This window comes from Clostridium thermobutyricum (assembly GCF_000371465.1).
GTDB classification, from domain to species: Bacteria; Bacillota; Clostridia; order Clostridiales; family Clostridiaceae; genus Clostridium; species Clostridium thermobutyricum.
The window spans coordinates 2129632-2148984 of the sequence record NZ_KB850956.1; the positions used below are offsets into that span (position 1 = coordinate 2129632).

Consider the following 19353-nt stretch of genomic DNA (forward strand, 5'->3'; position numbering starts at 1 on the left):
TAAAATACACTATCATTATATTTATAGTCTACTTTAGAGGGATTTGTTCCTAATTTTTTTAATTATATATTAGAAATTTTCAATTTTTCCTTTTACATCATCATTAAATACTCCACCGTGATAGCAAATAAGCTCTTCGATATCATAATTTAATAAGTTTTTAATTGATTCTTTAGCTTTTACCATATCAAGAGTAAATTGAGGGTTTGAAGGGATTAACTCTCCATCCATAATTGCAAGAGCATCTCCTGTAACTAAAGCTTTCTTTTCTTTTATAAGAACTGAAATATGTCCTGGTAAATGTCCTGGAGTTTCAATTATTTCTATTCCACCAGCTATTGGGAATGTGTCTCCATTTTTAACAAATACATCAACATCAACAGTTTCTACTGCTTTTATTCTATCTTTATAAGCTTGTAATTCTTTCTTTTTAGCTTCATCTACTGAATCAATTATTTTATCAACATTTTGAACTCTTATAAATTCTTCTTTTCCACTTATATGTTTAGCTTCTTCTTCTGATGCTAAAATTTGAACACCTTTTACATTTCTTTTTATTTCAGCTAATGAACCCATGTGGTCTAAATCTTGATGAGTTATTATAACTTTAGTTAATTTTTGTATATCTAAACCTTTTTTAGCCATTGCATCTTTTATCATATCGTATGAATTTGTCATTCCACAATCAACTAAAACCATTTCTTTATCATCTGCTATAACAACAGGACTTACTATAAAATCCCCATTATAATCATATTTTAAATCAAGAACTTCAACTCTATTCATTATGTAATTCTCCTTTATTAATTATATTTTATTTTTTAGAGTTTAACATAAATATATGTATGAAAGATTAAAAAGAATTTACCACCTTATTAACTAAAATAGTCTATTTTATTAAGAATTTAATTATAATACACTAAACAATTGATATATTGCTAATATTTAATTTTTTAATCTTTTATAATTATGTATAATATTAATAACTAATTGGATTTTTTAACCAATGTTATGGGATATATTTATGATAACAATTATTTATTTTTTATTGGTTAAATTTAAAATAACCTCGTTAAGCTTTTACTTAACGAGGTTATCTTTATTTATTAAACTCCTGTTGCGTAGCCTGTGTTAGTATTTACATACCAATAAGGATTTTTATTTCCTGTTTGTTTAACATAAACATAATATAATCCTCCACCTTCATTTCCTTTATGAAGAACTACTTTTGTTACATCTGAATAATAATTATCGCTCTTTAGCATTTGAATTATATATTGTGTTGCTTGTTCTGTTGTAAATGGAATTGGTTTCTTTTCTTGTGCATATGTGAATACTTTTGATGCATCAAATAATTCTTTTGCTGTAATTGGATTATTAAGTGAGTTATCTCCATTTACTTCTTTAAAGGAGTCTACAAGTGCGCTATTAGGAATATTATCTAGCCATGGTTTTGCCCACATTGTACCAACTGCATCAAAGAATCCAGAATATCCATATTGGTCAGTTAATAGCCATTTTCTCATAATTTCAGCTAACTGAGTATCATTAACTGGTCCATTACTTAATTTAGAAGATGGATAATATTGATATGCTGCAGCATATCCATTTTGATTATTATTAGCTTGTGAGTTATAAACTTTGTTACTACTTAAAGTTTCAGCTTTAACAGAGCTTTTAGTATTATTTGATAAGTTTCCATTTTGAGTATTACTTCCTTCATTTACATTTCTAGTGTTACTTCCTTCATTTACATTTCCAGTGTTACTTTTTGCATTTTGAGAGCTATTGTCTTTATTTAAATTTTTAGTATTATTTTTAGCATTATTTGATGTAACAGATTTATTTACTTCATTACTCTCTTTTGAAGTCTTATTCTCACTAACTACTACATCTTGCTTACTTGAATTATTTTTTATATTCTTTTTCATAACGAAATAAAGCCCTAAAAATCCAAGTATAACAATAATTATGACAACTATTATGGATATAATTTTTTTCATAAATTGTTCCTCCTAAACTTACTCTACAATTTTTAATAAGTACATAAAGATTATAGAGTAAATAAAATTACTAAAAGCTAAAAAAAGATTTCATAACTAGAAATAAATTACTAATATTGTTAACTATTACTTATATTAAAAATTTTAAAAACTACATAGAAATATAACTCAATTTAAATAACCTTATCTTTATTTATTAAAATTCCACATTTTAACTATATATAAATCCTAATTTAATTTTTTATATCTAATAAACTATAGATTTAGCTCTTCACTATTTATTGGCAAAATATTCATAATAAATTTCTTTAATCTTTGAAGTAAATTCCTTCTTTATATAATTTATTTGAAAGTATATTATGATAATGTAATAAATTAGTCTTTATAATTTTCATAAAGATTGTATTTTTAACCTATATAAAAATGGCATTCCTGTATTATATAAGAATGCCACCCTAATCTGATATATTCTTTTATTGAATTTCTAATCCTTGAATTAAGAATTCTGATAATACTTATATAAAATTCTATTCTTTAATTATAGAAATACAGTTATACTCTCCACAATCATATTCTAAAACTTTAGCATTTCTCTCTTCTGCAAGCTTAATTATATGACTTACATTTTTATCTTCTTTATTTTTTACTAAAACTATTCTTGGATTTCTTCTAAGTAATACTCTTGCTGTTTCTCCAACGCTTAGCTTTATTTTATTTATATCTTTTACATCAAACTCTTCTCTTACTTTTCTCATTATAATTTCTGCATATTTTTTATCTATTTCCTTACATTCCAAATTAGTTATTTTTGCATTTTTAAATTCTTTTGTTATTTCATCTATAAAATAATTTGAAACATCAGCACTTTCTAAGTAATCTAAATATTTTGCTCCATGAAAATCTTCTTGTCCTATATATTCTTTATTAAATATAGTTCTACTTATTAATCCACTTACTGTTGAGTTTAAACAACTTGTTGAAAGTCCAAAATCCTCTCTAGTTCCATAAATTTTGCAAAGCTTAGCTGGGTCTACTAAAACTGTTAAACTATCATCTATATTTGTATTTTTCTCTTTGTTATATTCTGCAATAGACTTAGTTAATTCCTTTGTTATAGAGCCTTTGCCTGTCCATCCGTCCACAAACTGTATATATCCTTGTGGATTGTTTTTTAAAATATAATCTAATGCATTTTTATCTATTCCACTTCCTCTTATTATTGAAATGCTATAATGCTTAATTTCTTTATTATATTTTTCTTTAATATATCTTTTTATAAGAATTCCTATTGGTGTTCCTGCTCTTGCAAGAGAAACTACAATTAGGTTATCTCCATTTTTTTTATAAAGTATTTCTGAAATTTTCCCTACATAATTTGCAATTTCTTTTTTATCCCTTTTAGTCATATAGTAAAATATGTCCATTATTTCTTTGCTAGGTTCTTTTTCTTTAGAAATCATTTCTGAATAGCTTATTCCCTTGCTTATAAGCTTTTCTTTTTCTTCTATTGTTATTTCTTTTATATCTATTTCTTTTAAAAGAAAAGTACAATCATTTTTATAACTACTCTTCATCTTAAAACCTCTCTTATATCTTTGTATTAATAACTAATAACATTTAAATCTTATAGACGAAATTGTTTTAATTTCGAACTCTAATAAATAAATTGTACATTTAGTCTTCTATTAGATTCTCACTATTTTCATATTATTAGTTAACTTAATATTTAAGTTATCTTCTGTTATTAAAAATACCTTATCAAAATTCTTTTCTATTATTTCTTTATTGTAGAAATAATATTTTACTCCTTTATGATAAAAAATATTTTTACTTTTTATAGGATAACCTTCTTTATTTTCACAAAATATAGGACTTCTAGTTGTACTTTTATAAAGAACATCTCCCTTAACATAACATCCTATTCTAGCGGGAATATATATGTTTTCACCATGTCCTAAAATTAAAACCTTGTCCTCTTCATCTATAAACTTATTTATTTCATTAGCAGCATTTTTACACTTTTCTTCTAAAGCTTGTATTTCTTCATAGCTTACTCCAAATCTTCCTGTATTCTTTATATAGCTTTCTTTTCCAAAGGCAGTTTGAAGTTCTATTCTATCAAAAATATTTAAATTTATCGGCTCTATTCTTTCTTTTAATTCTTCTCCATCTTCATCTATATAAACTTCTGTATTATCTACTTCTATTTCACCCTTTATTAAAGCTAAAACTTCAATATTAACTTTTTCTTTTTCCACAAACTCACTAAATTTATCCACATATTCAGAATTTCTCCAATCTAAAATTGTGACTATTTTAAAATCTTTTGTATCTGTTATTTTTCTTATTTCTTTTATAATGTTTAGCATTGAATTTCCTGTAGTTATTTCATCATCTACAAGTATTATTCTTTTTGCATTTTTTATTTTCTCCTTGTCCATTAAGAAACAAGTATGCTCCACAGCATGGGAATGTTCTTCATCAAAGCTTAAAATTGATTTTAATTCTGTTATCTCTTCTCTTGTTGTAGTTACATAATAAGAATCTTCTAAATAACTAGCTACTGCCATTCCAAGTCCTGTTGCAGTTTCTGCAAAGCCTAAAACTAAACTTTCTTTTTTCTCTGTTATCATCTTTGCAAGGTCTTTTCCTATTTCTCTACACTTTTCTGGTTTAAGCTCTAAATGTTTTCCTAAAACCTTACTTATAAAAAGAAAATTTCTTTTTTTATTGTTACTTCTCTTTCCTAATGTTATTAAATCGTTTATATCTAAATTAAACCTATTTTCTTTTATGTTAAGCTTCATTTATTCCTCCTAAATTATCTCAGTATATTTTACCCCTTCATTTAAAACTCCAAAAACTTCAGCTCTCTTTAAAATCTTCTTTGCCCAATTTGTGTGAGGTTTAGATTCATTCATTTTATTATCTCCATAACCTTTAAAGACTCCATCCCTTGCTTTTAGTACTCCTTTAGCATCAGTATATTCTTCAAAAGTTACTGCATATAAAGCATTAACTATATTTATTTGAAGTGGATGTATAATTGTTTTCCCTATAAATCCATTCTCCTTGTCCATTTTTATTTCTCTTATAAATCCTTGAATTTCTTCTGAATTTAAATCTGAAGAGAAATATTCCCAAACAGGTGCTGAAATAACATATTCACTTCCTTGTCTTGAGAATATATTTAAAATATCAAACAAACAATCACTTACTACCCCTATATCGTAAATTGTGTTTTCTTTGCTTCTTCTTAATCCAAACTTAGATGAAAAGTCTGTTCCACCTACTCTAATATTTAAAACTACATCTTTGTTTTCATCTATAATATTTTTTATTTTTATAAGCTCCTCTAGCCTACTTTCCTTATAAATAACCTTTTCATCTTCTATGATAGGCATTGCATAAAATATTTCATTTGTGTACTTTATAAGCTTATTTAAATATTCAAAATATCCTCTTCCATTTTCAGAATTAAACTTTGGAAATATAAAACCTGTTATAAGCTTTAAGTATTCTTTTTTAGTATTCTTTGTAAAGCTCTTAAATTGTTCTAAATTTCTTATTCTAACAAATAATAAAGGAATATAAGAATTTAGATTTTTTTCTTTCCATATTTTAAGTCCTTCAAGCATTACTCTTACATTTTCTTCGCAAATTCCTAAATCTTCTTCTCTTGTAGCATCTTCAAAACATATAGAAATTGAACCTAAATTTAAAAATTCTCCATCTACTATTTTCTTATAAAAATTTTTAAACCCATTTGTATAAAGATTTGTTCCTATTGAATATTTAAGAATATCTTTGTCTGTATATTTATCCACCTTCTTAGGCTCAATTAAAAATTTGCTACTTACAATATCTAAAATTTCCATATAAATCACACTCTTTTCACATATAAAAAAGGCCATCTCAAAACTAATTCCCCCTAGATTTTAAGAAAAGCTTCTATATTTTTATAACTATTTTTATTTATAATACAAATTATAATTTTAACTTATAATCAATTGAATTATATAAATTAAAAGGACTGAATTTCTAAACAGCCCCAATTTTATTATAACACATTAATTTTCTATAAAAGTAAATTTAATCTAATTATTTATAATATAAATATCATTATGTAATATAAGCTTTTCTATAAAAAATAGTTAGGAAATTCTCTTATTGCCTAATATGAAATATATTTTAATTTATCAAATGATAAGAGGATTATGTTAATATAAATAAATTTAAATAATATTTTATATTAAAAACGTTTTATATTAGAAATTATTCTAATATAAAAAAGCTACTACAAAACAATTAAGTCTTGTAGTAGCTAATTTTTTTATTTTTCTGCTGTTCTAAATATTAATTTTCTTATCATATCTACTGGGATTACAGTAAATGCTAATAATATTACAACTACCCAAAGTTTTGGAGCAATTGGTGTACAGCTAAATACGCTTCCACCTATTATAGTTAAAATAACTTGAACTACAACTATTATTCCCATTACTTTTATAAAGCCTGGATTTTCTTTTATGTGTTCAAATATATTAACACCTGCACTTCTAACATTAAATCCATTAAATACAGCTGCTATTACAAACATTGAGAAGTAAGCTGTTAAGTGTTCTCCCTCTGAAGAGAACATATTTTTAAAGAATGGTAGCATTAAGAATATAAAGCTTAAAATTGTTACCCAAGCTCCTGTAATTAATACTTGCATCATCATTTCTTTTGATACAATGCTTTGAGTTCTTGACTTAGGTTTTTCTTGCATATATTTTCTAAGTGCTGGTTCTGAACCAAGTGCTAATGCTCCTAGCCCATCCATTACAAGGTTAATCCATAAAATATGAGTTATTTGTAATGGCTGTGGTAAATCAAAGAAAGGTGCTATTGCACAAACTGCAACTGCTGCAACGTTTATTGTTAATTGGAATTTTATAAACTTTAATATATTATTGTAAATTGTTCTTCCATAAAGGATAGCATTTTCAATTGACTTAAAGTTATCATCAAGTATAACTATGTCTCCAACTTCTTTTGCAAGGTCTGTTCCTGAACCCATTGCAAAACCAACATCTGCTCTCTTAAGAGCTGGTGCATCATTTACCCCATCTCCAGTCATTCCACAAACTAAGTTTAAGCTTTGAGCTATTCTTACCATTCTTGATTTATCTGTTGGAAGTGCTCTTGCTATAACTCTAAGATTAGGTAAAATATTTTTGATTTCTTCATCACTCATAGCATTTAACTCTTCTGATGTTAAAGCTATTTCTTCTTCTGAAGATATAAGTCCACAATCTTTTGCTATTGCATAAGCTGTTTCTTTTCTATCTCCAGTTATCATAACTACTTGTATTCCAGCATTTCTAACTTCTTTTATAGCTTGTCTAGCTTCTGGTCTTACATCATCTCTAATTCCAACAAAACCAACTATAACTAAGTCTTCTGGAAGAGTATTTTGAACTAAATTACTTTCACTATAAGCAAATGCTAAAACTCTCATTTCCTTATGTGCAAGTTCATCAATTTTTTTATTTATTTTATCTTTATCTAATACTTGGATATTTCCATCTGCATCTATAAATTTAGTAGCTTTTCCTAAAAGTCTTTCAGGGGCTCCTTTATAAACTGTTTTTTCTTTAAGTTGAGCAGCTGAATATTTATTAGCTGAATCAAAGGCTTGTATAGATACAACTTCTAAATCTTCATATTTTGCCATACCTTCTTTTGTAAGATATTTTAAAAGTGCTTTATCAGTGGCATTACCACCAATAACATTTCCATCTCCATCAAACATTGCTGCAGTATTTTTTCCAATGCATTTTGAAATAAGCTCTTTTATTTTTTCGCTACTATTATAAGTATCTTGTACATTTCCATCAAAGAATTCTACAACTTCAAGTTCACCTTTTGTTATTGTTCCTGTCTTATCACTAAATAAAATATTTAATGAACCAGCAGTTTCAATACCAATTGGTTTTCTAACAAGTACATTCTTTTGAAGCATTTTTGCAGTATTTTTCATAAGAACTATTGCAATCATAAGTGGTAATCCTTCTGGGACTGCCATAACTATAATAACTACGGCAACCATAAGAGCATCTAATATTTGTTTAAATATATCTATTCCACTTGTAGCTGCAAGATAAGCTGAGAATCCACCAGCGCCCATTACATTTTCAAACATTAACGCTACACCTATAACTATAGCTCCAATATATCCAAATTTAGATATTTTTGCTGCAAGTTCTGTAAGTTTTACTTTTAATGGACTATCTACTTCTTCTTCTGACATTTCTTCTGCCATGCTTCCCATAACAGTTTTCATACCAACTCTTAAGACTTCCATAACACCAGTTCCACTAACAACAACAGCACCTCTAAATAATGAAGATTTATCTACAAAAACATCTCCTGTTAATTTAAATTCACCTTCTGATGCTATTTCTAGTTCTGCTTGATTAGCAGGAATCTTAGGACATTCTTCTGATTCTCCATTTAAAGCTGAGTTATCTACTTTTATTTCTCCATCTATTAAAAGTCCATCTGCTGGAATTTTATCTCCTGATTGAAGAATAACATAGTCTCCAACTACTATTTCATCAATAATAACTTCTATTGCTTTACCATCTCTATATACTTTACATATATCTTTCGAAGCATTTTCTTTAAGTTTTCTATATTCGTTGTCTGAAGCAACTTCTGTTTTTGCAGAAATTATAGTAACTAATAATACTGATATTACTATCCCTATTATTTCTCCCCATTCTGCATAATGTAATGCTGCCATAACTGCCATAATAGCTGCTATAACTAAAAGCAATTTTATCATTGGATCTTCAAAAGCACCTTTAAATTTATCCCAAAATGTTTCTGGTGCAGCTTCATGAATTATATTATCTCCATGAAGTTGTCTACTTTTTTCTACTTGCTCTTTATTAAGCCCTTTCATCTGCTATCCCCCTCATTGTTAACCTAATTATTGAAATAATGCTAAAACCCCATTTAAATCTGCAATTTTACCATCTCCAATAGCTCTAAATTGCCACTCTCCACCATCTCTAGTTAGTTCAGCAAATATTACTGAAGTAGCTGTTGAACCATCTTCTCTAAGATTGAATTTACAAACTTCTCTATCACCATTTGCTGCATCAAGTAATCTTACATATGAGTTATTTACCATACCAAATGTTTGTCTCTTTTGCATTGCATTACTTATTGTAACTACAAATACTATTTTCATTATTTCAGGACTTATTTGTGATAAATTAATATCCATAATTTCATCATCACCATCTCCAGCCCCTGTTCTATTATCACCTCTAAGTGATATACCTTGTCCATTCTTATTATTAAAGAATATTACATTAGAAACAGTATTAAATTTATTGTTTGCATCTAATAAAAATGCTGCTATATCTAAATCAAAATCTTGACCATTTTGTGCAACATCCCATCCAGCTGCAAGTTTAACTGCTGTTAATCCTGGATTTCTTTTAGTTAAATCTAATATATCATTCTTTTGTAGATTTAAAGAAACTCCCATTGGCGCATTATTATTCATATTATTTCCTAGGTTTTCAAAACCTGACCCTAAATTTATTCCCATTTTAAATCCTCCTATCTTCTTCTATACATCTCAGCCATTGTGTGTAGGCTTCCTTTTAAGAATTCTCCTCTAGCTTTAAAATGCCAGTGTGAGTCTTCTTTAATTAACTCTGCAAAATATATAGCTGTATTGTCTCCACCATCTTCTGAAAGATTGTATCTACAAATTTCAGCTCCTCTTTTATCTTCATCTATAAGTCTTACATAAGCATTTTTTACTCCACTAAAAGATTGCTTTCTTTTTTCAGCATCATAAATTATTACAGAGAAAAGAACTTTTTTACAATCTGCTGGTAAATTATTTAATTCAACAGAAATTTTTTCATCATCACCATCACCTTCACCAGTTAGGTTATCTCCATGAAGCATTATTCCTTTTCCTTTTTGAGCTCCAAAATAAATAATTCCTTTATGAATTAATTTATCATCACCATCTAATAAAAAAGCTGTTAAGTCTAAATCATAGTCCTTTGTTCCAAAACTAAAGAATCCTTTCTTTTCTACAACATCCCAACCAGCTCCAAGCATTATTCTATTTAAGCTCGGGTCTTCTTTAGTTAAGTTTAATATATCATTTTTTTTCAAATTTAGCATGTTCATATTTTTTCCTCCTACATGTAAAGACTTAAGATTCCATTTAAGTCAGCTATTTTACCTTCTCCAAGAGCTTTAAATTGCCATTCTCCACCTTGCTTAGCCATTTCTGCAAATATTACAGCAGTTGAAGTTGAACCATTTTCTTTTAAGTTAAAGATACAAAGCTCTCTATTTTCATGTCTAGCATCTAATAGTCTTACATATGAATTATCTACCATACCAAAAGTTTGTCTCTTATTTTGAGCTTCAAAAATAGTAACAACAAACACTATTTTTTCAACATATGAAGGAAGTTCTTTTAATTTGATGTGAATTATTTCGTCATCTCCTTCACCTGCTCCAGTTCTGTTATCACCTAATAATTCAATTCCTGGTGCTTTCATATTATTAAAGAAAATTACATCTGCTGGTACATTTTGAACTTTTCCTGCACCATTTAATAAGAAAGCTGCAATATCTAAATCAAAGTCTTGTCCATTATGAGAAACATCCCAACCTGCTCCAAGTAAAACTTCTTCTAGCCCTGGGTTTCTTTTAGTTAAATCTAAAACATCATTTTTTCTTAAATTTAGTGAAGGTGTTACATTATTATTAGCTCCTCCCATGTTAACACCATTCATCATTCCATTTAAATTAATTCCCATTTATATTTCCTCCTTTTAACTAGGTATATTTTGTTTCATCTTATGTTTAATAACTTCTAGTCTCTTAGCATTTTCAATTCTTTCATTTCTATTAGCTTCTTGAATAGCTTTTGTATCCTCTATTCCTTTCATAATTGTTTCATATGATTTTTCTAGAGTTAATATTGCAATTGAACTTCCTGATGCCATTTTAGCTATTTCTACTGATTGTCTTGCAGTATTTTGAGCATTTCTCATAATAAGTTCATTTGTCTTTTCATCAAGTTGCTTAATTGATTTAGCTTGAATTTCTTGTCTCTTTAAGATAATTGCTTGTGCTAAGCATTGTTTAAATATAGGTAATGTTACTATAAATGATGAGTTTATTTTTCTCATAAGATTAAAGTTTGACATTTGAATAGTTTGTATCATTGGAGCTGCTTGTATTGCTACGTTTTCTGCTATTTGAAGGTCATAAACTCTTTGAGATAACATATCTTTCGCAATTTGAAGTTTTTGAATCATCATTTGCTTTTGCTCTTGATTTATTGTTAGATTATTTTCTATTTGACTTATATATGAATCAACTTCCTCTCCTGCCATTTCTCCTGCAACTATATATTTTTCAAGTAATTTATAGTAGTGAAGATTTGCATCATAAAGTTTTTTAAGTTGACCATTAGCTTCTTTTATTTCACTTTCATATCTCTTTAAAAGGACATATATTTTTTCAACTTCATTTCCCATGTTGTCATACTTTTCAAATAGCTTAGCTATTGTATCTCCAACACCTTTTAAAAGTCTTGAAAACATTGATTGTTTTTGAGGCCCTTCAAGTTCTTTAACATCAAACTTGTCCATAAGGTTAGTTAAGTTAGTTAACATTTCACTAGCTTCTTCAGCTTTTACAGCTTTCATTGAATGTAAAAGTTGGTCTGAAACTTTAGAAATATTCTCGCTTGCACCTTGCCCAAACATGATAATTGAGTTTGGATTATCTATGTTAACTTCACTAGTTAAGTTTTGAACTTCTCTATCTTGTCTTAAAGCTCTCTTATATGCAGTGATTTGTTCCATATCAAAATCATTTGGATTATTTGAATTATTTAAAGCCATGTCTCCACTTTGAGAGTTCATATCATAACCTTGTTGCATTCCATAATTGTTATAATTAACATCTGGAGCAAAGCTATTTCCATATCCATTCATTTGAGGATTAGGTTGTCCATAATTCATCTGTCCTTGCATTTGTGGCTGTCCATAGTTTTGCATTGGAGCTTGTCCATAGTTTCCATTTTGAGGATTCATATTTGGATTGCCATATCCCATTTGCCCTTGATTACTATAATTTCCATTTGGCATTTGTCCATTATTATAGTTCATTCCACCTTGCATTTGTGGTTGTCCATAATTTCCACCTTGCATTCCATAGTTTCCATTTTGGTTACTCATGTTTTGCATTTGTGGTTGTCCATAGCTTCCATTTTGAGGATTCATATTTGGATTACCATATCCCATTTGCCCTTGATTATTATAATTTCCATTTGGCATTTGTCCATTATTATAGTTCATTCCACCTTGCATTCCATAGTTTCCATTTTGGTTACTCATGTTTTGCATTTGTGGTTGTCCATAGCTTCCATTTTGAGGATTCATATTTGGATTGCCATATCCCATTTGCCCTTGAGCTTGATTACTATAATTCCCATTTGGCATTTGTCCTTGGCCATTCATTCCATTTTGCATATTATAGTTAGTATTATTTTGTTGCATTCCATTATCTACATTTTGCATATCTTCTGGATTTACATCAAATATTTCATTTTCCTTCATCTTGTCATCTCCTTTAGAGGCTACTTTCCTAAAAATCTAGAAAATATACTATGGTGTTGTTCTTTCATATTCATAACATTTGAATAAGTTACATCATAACCCATAGTATCTAATCTTACTGTATTAATAATTGTTGGTTTTAAAATATAATTTATATTAAATAATCCAGATGGATTAAATATAACAATATCCATACCTACAATATGTAAGTATCCTAAAATTAATTGTAGTGGAACTGAAATTGTGTTTTCATTATCAATAAATACAACTACTTTTGGCACATGCCCTGTGTAGTCAAAATTATCAATCATTCTTACAATTTCATCTTCTAATCCTAAAATTAAAGCTAAAAATTGTACTGTATCTTCTTTTGTGAAACTATTCGTAAATACATCTGTACTTAGTATTGCTTCATTAAACTTTTTAAGTATGAAATCTTGAACTTCATTATTATATTTAGAGAACTTATAAAAATTTAATTTTTTAAGTTCATTTATATCAAATTCTCCATTACTTAATTGGAAAAACATAACTGAATATAAATCTTTATTTACATTAACATTTTTAGCTAATTCTCTATTGTTTAAGATTAATGTATTCTTAGATTCAACACATGTTTTAACAAGTTTTTGATATTCAAACATATCATTTTGATGTCCATCTATTTTAAAGAATATATTTGGAATCTTTACTGTATCTCCTGATACACTAAATCCCGGTCTAAGCTTTGAAGGTTCATTCCAATATACATATATATCTTCTACAATAGTATCTAATGTAAAACTTTTAGTATATCCATTTCTGAACTGCCAAGGCTTGTATATTCCTGTATCAGTAAAAAGCTGTGATTCTACTTCTCTTTGAAGTTGCTTTGTTAAAGTTTCATTTATTTCTATTACTTTTCCCTTTTTACATCTCTCTTCAAAAGTTTCTATACTAAGTATTCCTTGCTCTTTTACAAGTTCACTTTCTGATTCAATCCCCTCAAAGTTTTCTTCTTTTAATGGATTTATATATAGTACATCAAACCCCATTTTATGAAGTAGCATTAAAAAATAAACTTCATGCTTTTGAATATTTCCATAATAAATACATTTAGGAATTTGATCCCCATCAATTTCAATATTTTTTGCAAAGGAAAATACCCAAACTATAAGTTTAGTTATAAAATTATTCCTTACACTATCATTAAAGAAATTTTCCTTATTAACAGCGATAGGAATTACATAATCTAAAGCTTGCAAAAATTTATAATTTATATCAGCATTATTAAAAATAACTATGTCTTGAGAAATCATATTAAAAATATTCATGTTATTTAATTCATTATAAATATATTGAATTAATTCCATTTCTCCACTTAATGGAATACTTCCATCAAAAATCAAGCAAGAATTTTTAAACTCCTCACATTTACTTTGTAGAGTTCTAAGCTGATTGTTATATTCATTAGCATCATCTACCCCTATAAATCTGTAAAAATAAGGCTTAAAATTAGGATAATCGCTATTTCTTTTGTATTTATTTTTAAACATATATCCTGTAATATCTCTTAACTTCATTATTCATGACTCCCTAAACGGTATTTTAATTTTTAAAAATATCTTTTTTTGTAATAATTTATACAAATATAATATAATTATACCAAAATTTCCGAAATATTATTATATTTCTTTATATTTCTTTTTTATTTTATATTATATAAACTTTATTTATAATTTCTAAAATAATAACTTTACCTATAAATAATCTTGTTTATATAAATATTTTCAATGATTTATACTATTAAAATTTATTAATTCGTATATTAAATAAAAAATTAGTAAACTTATTTTTTGAAAAATACAATGTTAAATTTATATTTTTATATATAATTTTTCTAAAATAAATGCACATTATTATAAATTTATTAATAGCAGTTATACTATATGCAAACTTTTAATTAAAACTATTATCTTCTTTGTTTAAAGATATTAATATAATTAATTTTTAATATAAAAAAAGCAAAGTGCTTAAAACACTCTGCAAATTAAATTTTCATATATAAAAATTAAAATATCATATAAAAATAATATTAAAATTATAACTCTAATCTTCTACCTCAATTAAATTACTTATATATTTTATTTTTCCACTAAGAACATCATCATAAAAAGTTTGTTTAGAATTGATAAAATTAATAGACTCAGAAATTTCTTCAATTTGCTTTAGTAAAAAATCTTTTGATTTATCAAGCATTTCTTTTCTTTCTGGAATGGTAGACTCTCCCTTTAGGCAATAATTCATATATACTTTTATATCTTTAATACTCATACCACATTTTCTTAAAGATTGAATTCCTTTTAACCATGCAATATTTTTTTCATCAAATTTACGATAATTATTTTTATCTCTTTTAACATTAGGTACTAATCCTTCTTTACAATAAAACTTTAATGTTTCATAAGATATTCCAACTTGTTCACATGCTTCTTTCGTTGTATACATAAATTTCCCCTCCTAAAATAAAAAAATATAAAAACCCTTGCTCGGTAGTTAATACCTAGTGATAGGATTATTATAAGAAAAAGACAGCAAAAAAATCAAGGAGGAATTAAAATGAAATATGTAACTTTAAATAATGGAATAAAAATGCCAGCAGTTGGATTTGGAGTATTTCAAGTAAAAGATAAAAATGAATGTATAAGAGTAGTGTTAGATGCAATTGATGCAGGATATCGTTTAATTGATACTGCACAATCTTATGGTAATGAAGAAGCTGTAGGAGAAGCTATTTCTAAATCATCAGTACCTAGAGAAGATTTATTTATTACAACTAAAGTATGGATTAGCAATAGTGGATATGAAAAAGCAAAAGAGTCTATTGAAGCTTCTTTAAAGAAAATGAAATTAGATTATTTGGATTTAGTTTTAATTCATCAACCATTAAATGATTATTATGGAACTTATAGAGCTATGCAAGATTTATATAAAGAAGGAAAAATTAAAGCTATTGGAGTATCAAATTTTTACCCAGACCGTTTAGTTGATTTAGCTTTATTTAATGAAATTACTCCAGCAGTAAATCAAATTGAGGTTAATCCATTCCATCAACAAATAGAAGCACAAGGATTTAATGAAAAATATGGCGTACAATTAGAAGCATGGGCACCATTTGCAGAAGGTAGAAATGGAATGTTTACTAATCCTGAGCTTAAAGAAATTGGAGATAAGTATGGTAAATCAATTGCACAAGTAATTTTAAGATGGTTATTACAAAGAGGAATTGTTCCACTAGCAAAAACAGTTAATAAAGAAAGAATGATTCAAAATATTGATATTTTTGATTTTGAATTAAGCGAAGAAGATATGAAAAGAATATCTTCTTTAGATAAAAAATAAAGTTCTTTCTTTAATCATCAAGAAGCTGCATCAGTAGAAAGATTAGCAAGTCTTATTAGATAAGATTGAAAATAAATAATTTACTTATGTATAGTTTTATTTAACTAACAATTAATGTAACTCTAAATTCTCAGAAATAAATTTGTTATTACTGAATAGAAGTCTCAATATTAAAGATTGGACTAATATAAAATAAAAGTCAGCAAAAAATTGATGACTTTTTATAATATACAAACTTTCACTTTATTTTAATTATATAAGCAAAATTTATTCATATATATTATTATTCAAGTAAAAATTTATTAATCTCATTAATTTAAAAGGATATTTTAGTAAAATTTACTATTTTGAAATTTGAAAATAAATTTTAAAGTATTATGATTTAATTAAGCAAATACTTAATTAAATTCGAGGTACTATGGAAAAAGAAATAAAAATTTTTAAAGCACTAGGTGATGAAAAGAGATTAGAAATTCTTTCTTTAATCTCTCGTAAAAATATGTGTGCTAAAGGAATAGCAAGACATTTAAACATAACTGAATCTGCTGTATCACAACAGATAAAAGTATTAAAAGAAGCTAATTTAATTATTGGATATAAAGTTGGTTATCATATAATCTATGATATTAATGAAGATAGTCTAAAGAATTCAATAAAATTCATAGATTCAATTATAGATAATAATAGTATTATTGCTGATACTAATTTGGACAAGCTTATCTGTTCAGATAAATGTAAGCATTTAAAGTGCATTAGTGATTATAAATTTAAGGAGGGTCTTATAATGAAAATTTGTTTTCCAGTAGAATCATTTAATGGATTAAAGAGTATTCCATATGGGCATTTTGGGTCAGCCCCACACTTTGTAATTTGTGATATTGAAACAAAAGAAGTTAGATTAATTGGAAATGGTGATTTAGGTCATGAACATGGAAAATGTCAACCAATCAAAGCCTTATCAGGTGAAACAGTTGATGCTGTAATAGTAGGTGGTATAGGTGCAGGAGCAATAAGAAAATTAGGCTCTATGGGAATAAAAACTTTTAAAGCCATTGATGGTGATTTAGAGGAAAATTTAAAAGCTTTCAATAATGGAACTTTAAAAGAATTCTCTGCTAACCATACATGTAATCATGATGGATGTTCTCATCATTAAAAGCTATTTTAATAAAAATTATTCTTATAAATTTGTATATAATCTTAATTTATAAATTTATTAAAATAAGTTATTGCTTATGAAAATTCTTAATAAAATTAATTAATCTTAATAAAAAAATTTAATATACTATAATTTTTTTATAACTTATTACATTATAAATAATTAGATTTTTAACTAAAAAGCATAGTATTTTAACTACTATGCTTTTTTAATAAAATTTAATTTTTTATTTACTTATAAATTTATAATCATTAATTTAATCACACTTTCCATAGTTATAACTTCTAGTATAGCTATATTTTCTATGATAATATGGTCATTTAATTTACTACCCCATCAAAAATATTTACCATCAAATACTCTCACCTAAATTTATATTCAATATAATATCGAATATAAATTTTAGTAACTATATAGCTTAAATTCTATAAAATATAGGTTAAATTGTAAATAATATCTAAATGCAGCCTGCATTTTCCAAATTGATTAAATATTCTATTAATATTTTTTGAATTAATTTTTATATCTAGAATTTATTATGTTATTTTAAGATATAATTAACTCAGGCAATTAGAAAAGGTGGTATTCTTATGTTTAAAGAATTAAATGTTATAAAGGGAATGCATTTTGGTACTGATGAAAATGGAAATATGATTTTAAATAATGATAAAGCTTTTCATTGGAGAATTCCAAATGCACTAACTGGTAAAGTAAATAAAGGTGATATGGTTATAGTTAGAGTAAAGACTAAATCTGGAGCTATTAAACATGTTCCTGTTTTAGTAATTGATGTTATTAATAACTTCGAAAATACTGAAAATTTAAATCTAAAAAATATAGTTAGAGTTTTAGATAGAAAATAATCCTTTATAAGATTAAAAGTGTAGTAATTTAAATATTCTACACTTTTAATTTTACTACATTTCATTATAAAATTTTAATGTATTCTCATTTTCAACAAATCCAATTTTTGAAAGTTTCCATGAATTATTTATATTTTTAAAGCTAATCTCTTCTTCTAGTTTATTTTTATCATCATTATATGAAATCCAATACTCTGCATTTCCAGTATTAAAGTTTACAAATCCATTTGTAATTTTAATATCATTTGCATTTTTAATAGTTACTCCAAGTACATTTTCTCCTACTAATGATTCCTTTGCTATATATATATTTGGTATTTCTCCAGAATCATTCACTTTCGAATTTAAAAATTTATAAAATACCCATTTATCTCCTATTCTTTTATAAGTAATATTTCCATTTACATGTATATTATCTATTTTTCCAACAAACCAAAACTTCTTTTCATTTTTATTATTAAAAGATTGTATTTCATTAAATTCATTAAATGTATTAACTTCTCCTACATTAATGTTAGTTATGTTTTCACCATTGGATTTAAATATACTTTCTACTTTTTTAACTAAATCAGCTTTATTTGGTCCAACAGATAAAATTGAATTATATGCTATAACTATTGTCCCTCCAATTATTATTAAAAAGACTGCTCCTTTTAAGATATATCTTGATAATCTATTTTTTATTAATGAATTTGATAATCCTTTCTTTTTTCTATATTTAAATACTCTTGTATATATAACTACAAATATTAAGCAATATATAGGAAAAATAAAACTAGCTAATATATCTAAGAATGTATATTCATTACAAATTAAATATTGATTTACTGAAATATTTTTACAATTAAATATATATGTTGCTGTATACAATACTAATCCTGGTATTATACAAAATAACATTAAATCTATATAGTATTTTCTCTTCTCTTTATTTTTTACTAATTTATATATAATTACTAAAGCTATAACTAATATTAAACCTATTGCTAAAAATGAGTTTGTTAGAAAAAATTTATATATTCCTAATAATTCTTTTAGTGTATATATTATTAGTACTAAAACTATTCCATTCTTCATTTTTTCTCCTAACCTAAATTTATTTTTTATAAACCTCATATATAATACTATTACACTAATAACTTCTTTTCTTATTTGATTTTTATTTAATTACTATTTATTTTGTATAATAATTAAGCTTAGATTTTAATACATTCTAAATTTTATTATAATTTATTACTATGAATTAATTTTATTTATTGATATTACAAATCATATTATTATTCGTT

The 19353-nt window shown here is 25.9% G+C and carries 16 protein-coding genes; 3 read left to right on the forward strand and 13 right to left on the reverse strand.

From position 1 onward, the window contains the following. Positions 1-69: 69 nt before the first annotated feature. The 12 genes from HMPREF1092_RS09930 to HMPREF1092_RS09985 all read right to left on the reverse strand — a co-directional run bounded on the left by HMPREF1092_RS09930 (position 70) and on the right by HMPREF1092_RS09985 (position 15151). Complete coding sequence (locus HMPREF1092_RS09930; protein WP_002598538.1) at positions 70-786, reverse strand: MBL fold metallo-hydrolase; 717 nt, start codon at positions 784-786, stop codon at positions 70-72. A gap of 320 nt (positions 787-1106) precedes the next feature. Continuing rightward, positions 1107-2003 carry a hypothetical protein gene (locus HMPREF1092_RS09935; RefSeq protein WP_002598539.1) on the reverse strand — a complete coding sequence of 299 codons (897 nt, stop codon included), beginning with the start codon at positions 2001-2003 and terminating at the stop codon, positions 1107-1109. Between the two features lie 527 nt (positions 2004-2530). Continuing rightward, on the reverse strand, positions 2531-3577 hold the full coding sequence (locus HMPREF1092_RS09940) for a cysteine protease StiP domain-containing protein (protein ID WP_002598540.1): 1047 nt from the start codon (positions 3575-3577) through the stop codon (positions 2531-2533). A gap of 111 nt (positions 3578-3688) precedes the next feature. Further along, positions 3689-4810 carry a phosphoribosyltransferase domain-containing protein gene (locus tag HMPREF1092_RS09945; protein WP_002598541.1) on the reverse strand — a complete coding sequence of 374 codons (1122 nt, stop codon included), beginning with the start codon at positions 4808-4810 and terminating at the stop codon, positions 3689-3691. A gap of 9 nt (positions 4811-4819) precedes the next feature. Then, a complete protein-coding gene (locus tag HMPREF1092_RS09950) occupies positions 4820-5881 on the reverse strand; it encodes an HpcH/HpaI aldolase/citrate lyase family protein (protein ID WP_002598542.1) in 1062 nt (353 codons plus the stop codon). 455 nt (positions 5882-6336) lie between these two features. Beyond that, entirely contained in the window at positions 6337-8955 is a 2619-nt protein-coding gene (locus HMPREF1092_RS09955) for a calcium-translocating P-type ATPase, PMCA-type (RefSeq protein WP_002598543.1), read from the reverse strand. 27 nt (positions 8956-8982) lie between these two features. Further along, entirely contained in the window at positions 8983-9612 is a 630-nt protein-coding gene (locus HMPREF1092_RS09960; protein ID WP_002598544.1) for a TerD family protein, read from the reverse strand. A gap of 11 nt (positions 9613-9623) precedes the next feature. Beyond that, positions 9624-10211 carry a TerD family protein gene (locus HMPREF1092_RS09965; RefSeq protein WP_002598545.1) on the reverse strand — a complete coding sequence of 196 codons (588 nt, stop codon included), beginning with the start codon at positions 10209-10211 and terminating at the stop codon, positions 9624-9626. 11 nt (positions 10212-10222) lie between these two features. Then, entirely contained in the window at positions 10223-10852 is a 630-nt protein-coding gene (locus tag HMPREF1092_RS09970; protein ID WP_002598546.1) for a TerD family protein, read from the reverse strand. Between the two features lie 15 nt (positions 10853-10867). Further along, entirely contained in the window at positions 10868-12664 is a 1797-nt protein-coding gene (locus tag HMPREF1092_RS16975; RefSeq protein WP_002598547.1) for a toxic anion resistance protein, read from the reverse strand. A gap of 20 nt (positions 12665-12684) precedes the next feature. Further along, a complete protein-coding gene (locus tag HMPREF1092_RS09980) occupies positions 12685-14226 on the reverse strand; it encodes a YceG family protein (RefSeq protein ID WP_002598548.1) in 1542 nt (513 codons plus the stop codon). Between the two features lie 526 nt (positions 14227-14752). Further along, complete coding sequence (locus tag HMPREF1092_RS09985) at positions 14753-15151, reverse strand: MerR family transcriptional regulator (protein WP_002598549.1); 399 nt, start codon at positions 15149-15151, stop codon at positions 14753-14755. A gap of 111 nt (positions 15152-15262) precedes the next feature. Here HMPREF1092_RS09985 and HMPREF1092_RS09990 point away from each other — a divergent pair, with 111 nt between their 5' ends. The 3 genes from HMPREF1092_RS09990 to HMPREF1092_RS10000 all read left to right on the forward strand — a co-directional run bounded on the left by HMPREF1092_RS09990 (position 15263) and on the right by HMPREF1092_RS10000 (position 18067). Continuing rightward, on the forward strand, positions 15263-16045 hold the full coding sequence (locus tag HMPREF1092_RS09990; protein WP_002598550.1) for an aldo/keto reductase: 783 nt from the start codon (positions 15263-15265) through the stop codon (positions 16043-16045). Between the two features lie 418 nt (positions 16046-16463). Then, a complete protein-coding gene (locus HMPREF1092_RS17765) occupies positions 16464-17201 on the forward strand; it encodes a metalloregulator ArsR/SmtB family transcription factor (protein ID WP_002598551.1) in 738 nt (245 codons plus the stop codon). Positions 17202-17794: 593 nt separating this feature from the next. Further along, complete coding sequence (locus tag HMPREF1092_RS10000; protein WP_002598552.1) at positions 17795-18067, forward strand: DUF5839 family protein; 273 nt, start codon at positions 17795-17797, stop codon at positions 18065-18067. A gap of 54 nt (positions 18068-18121) precedes the next feature. Here HMPREF1092_RS10000 and HMPREF1092_RS10005 read toward each other — a convergent pair whose 3' ends face one another. Then, entirely contained in the window at positions 18122-19144 is a 1023-nt protein-coding gene (locus HMPREF1092_RS10005) for a hypothetical protein (protein ID WP_002598553.1), read from the reverse strand. Positions 19145-19353: the final 209 nt, after the last annotated feature.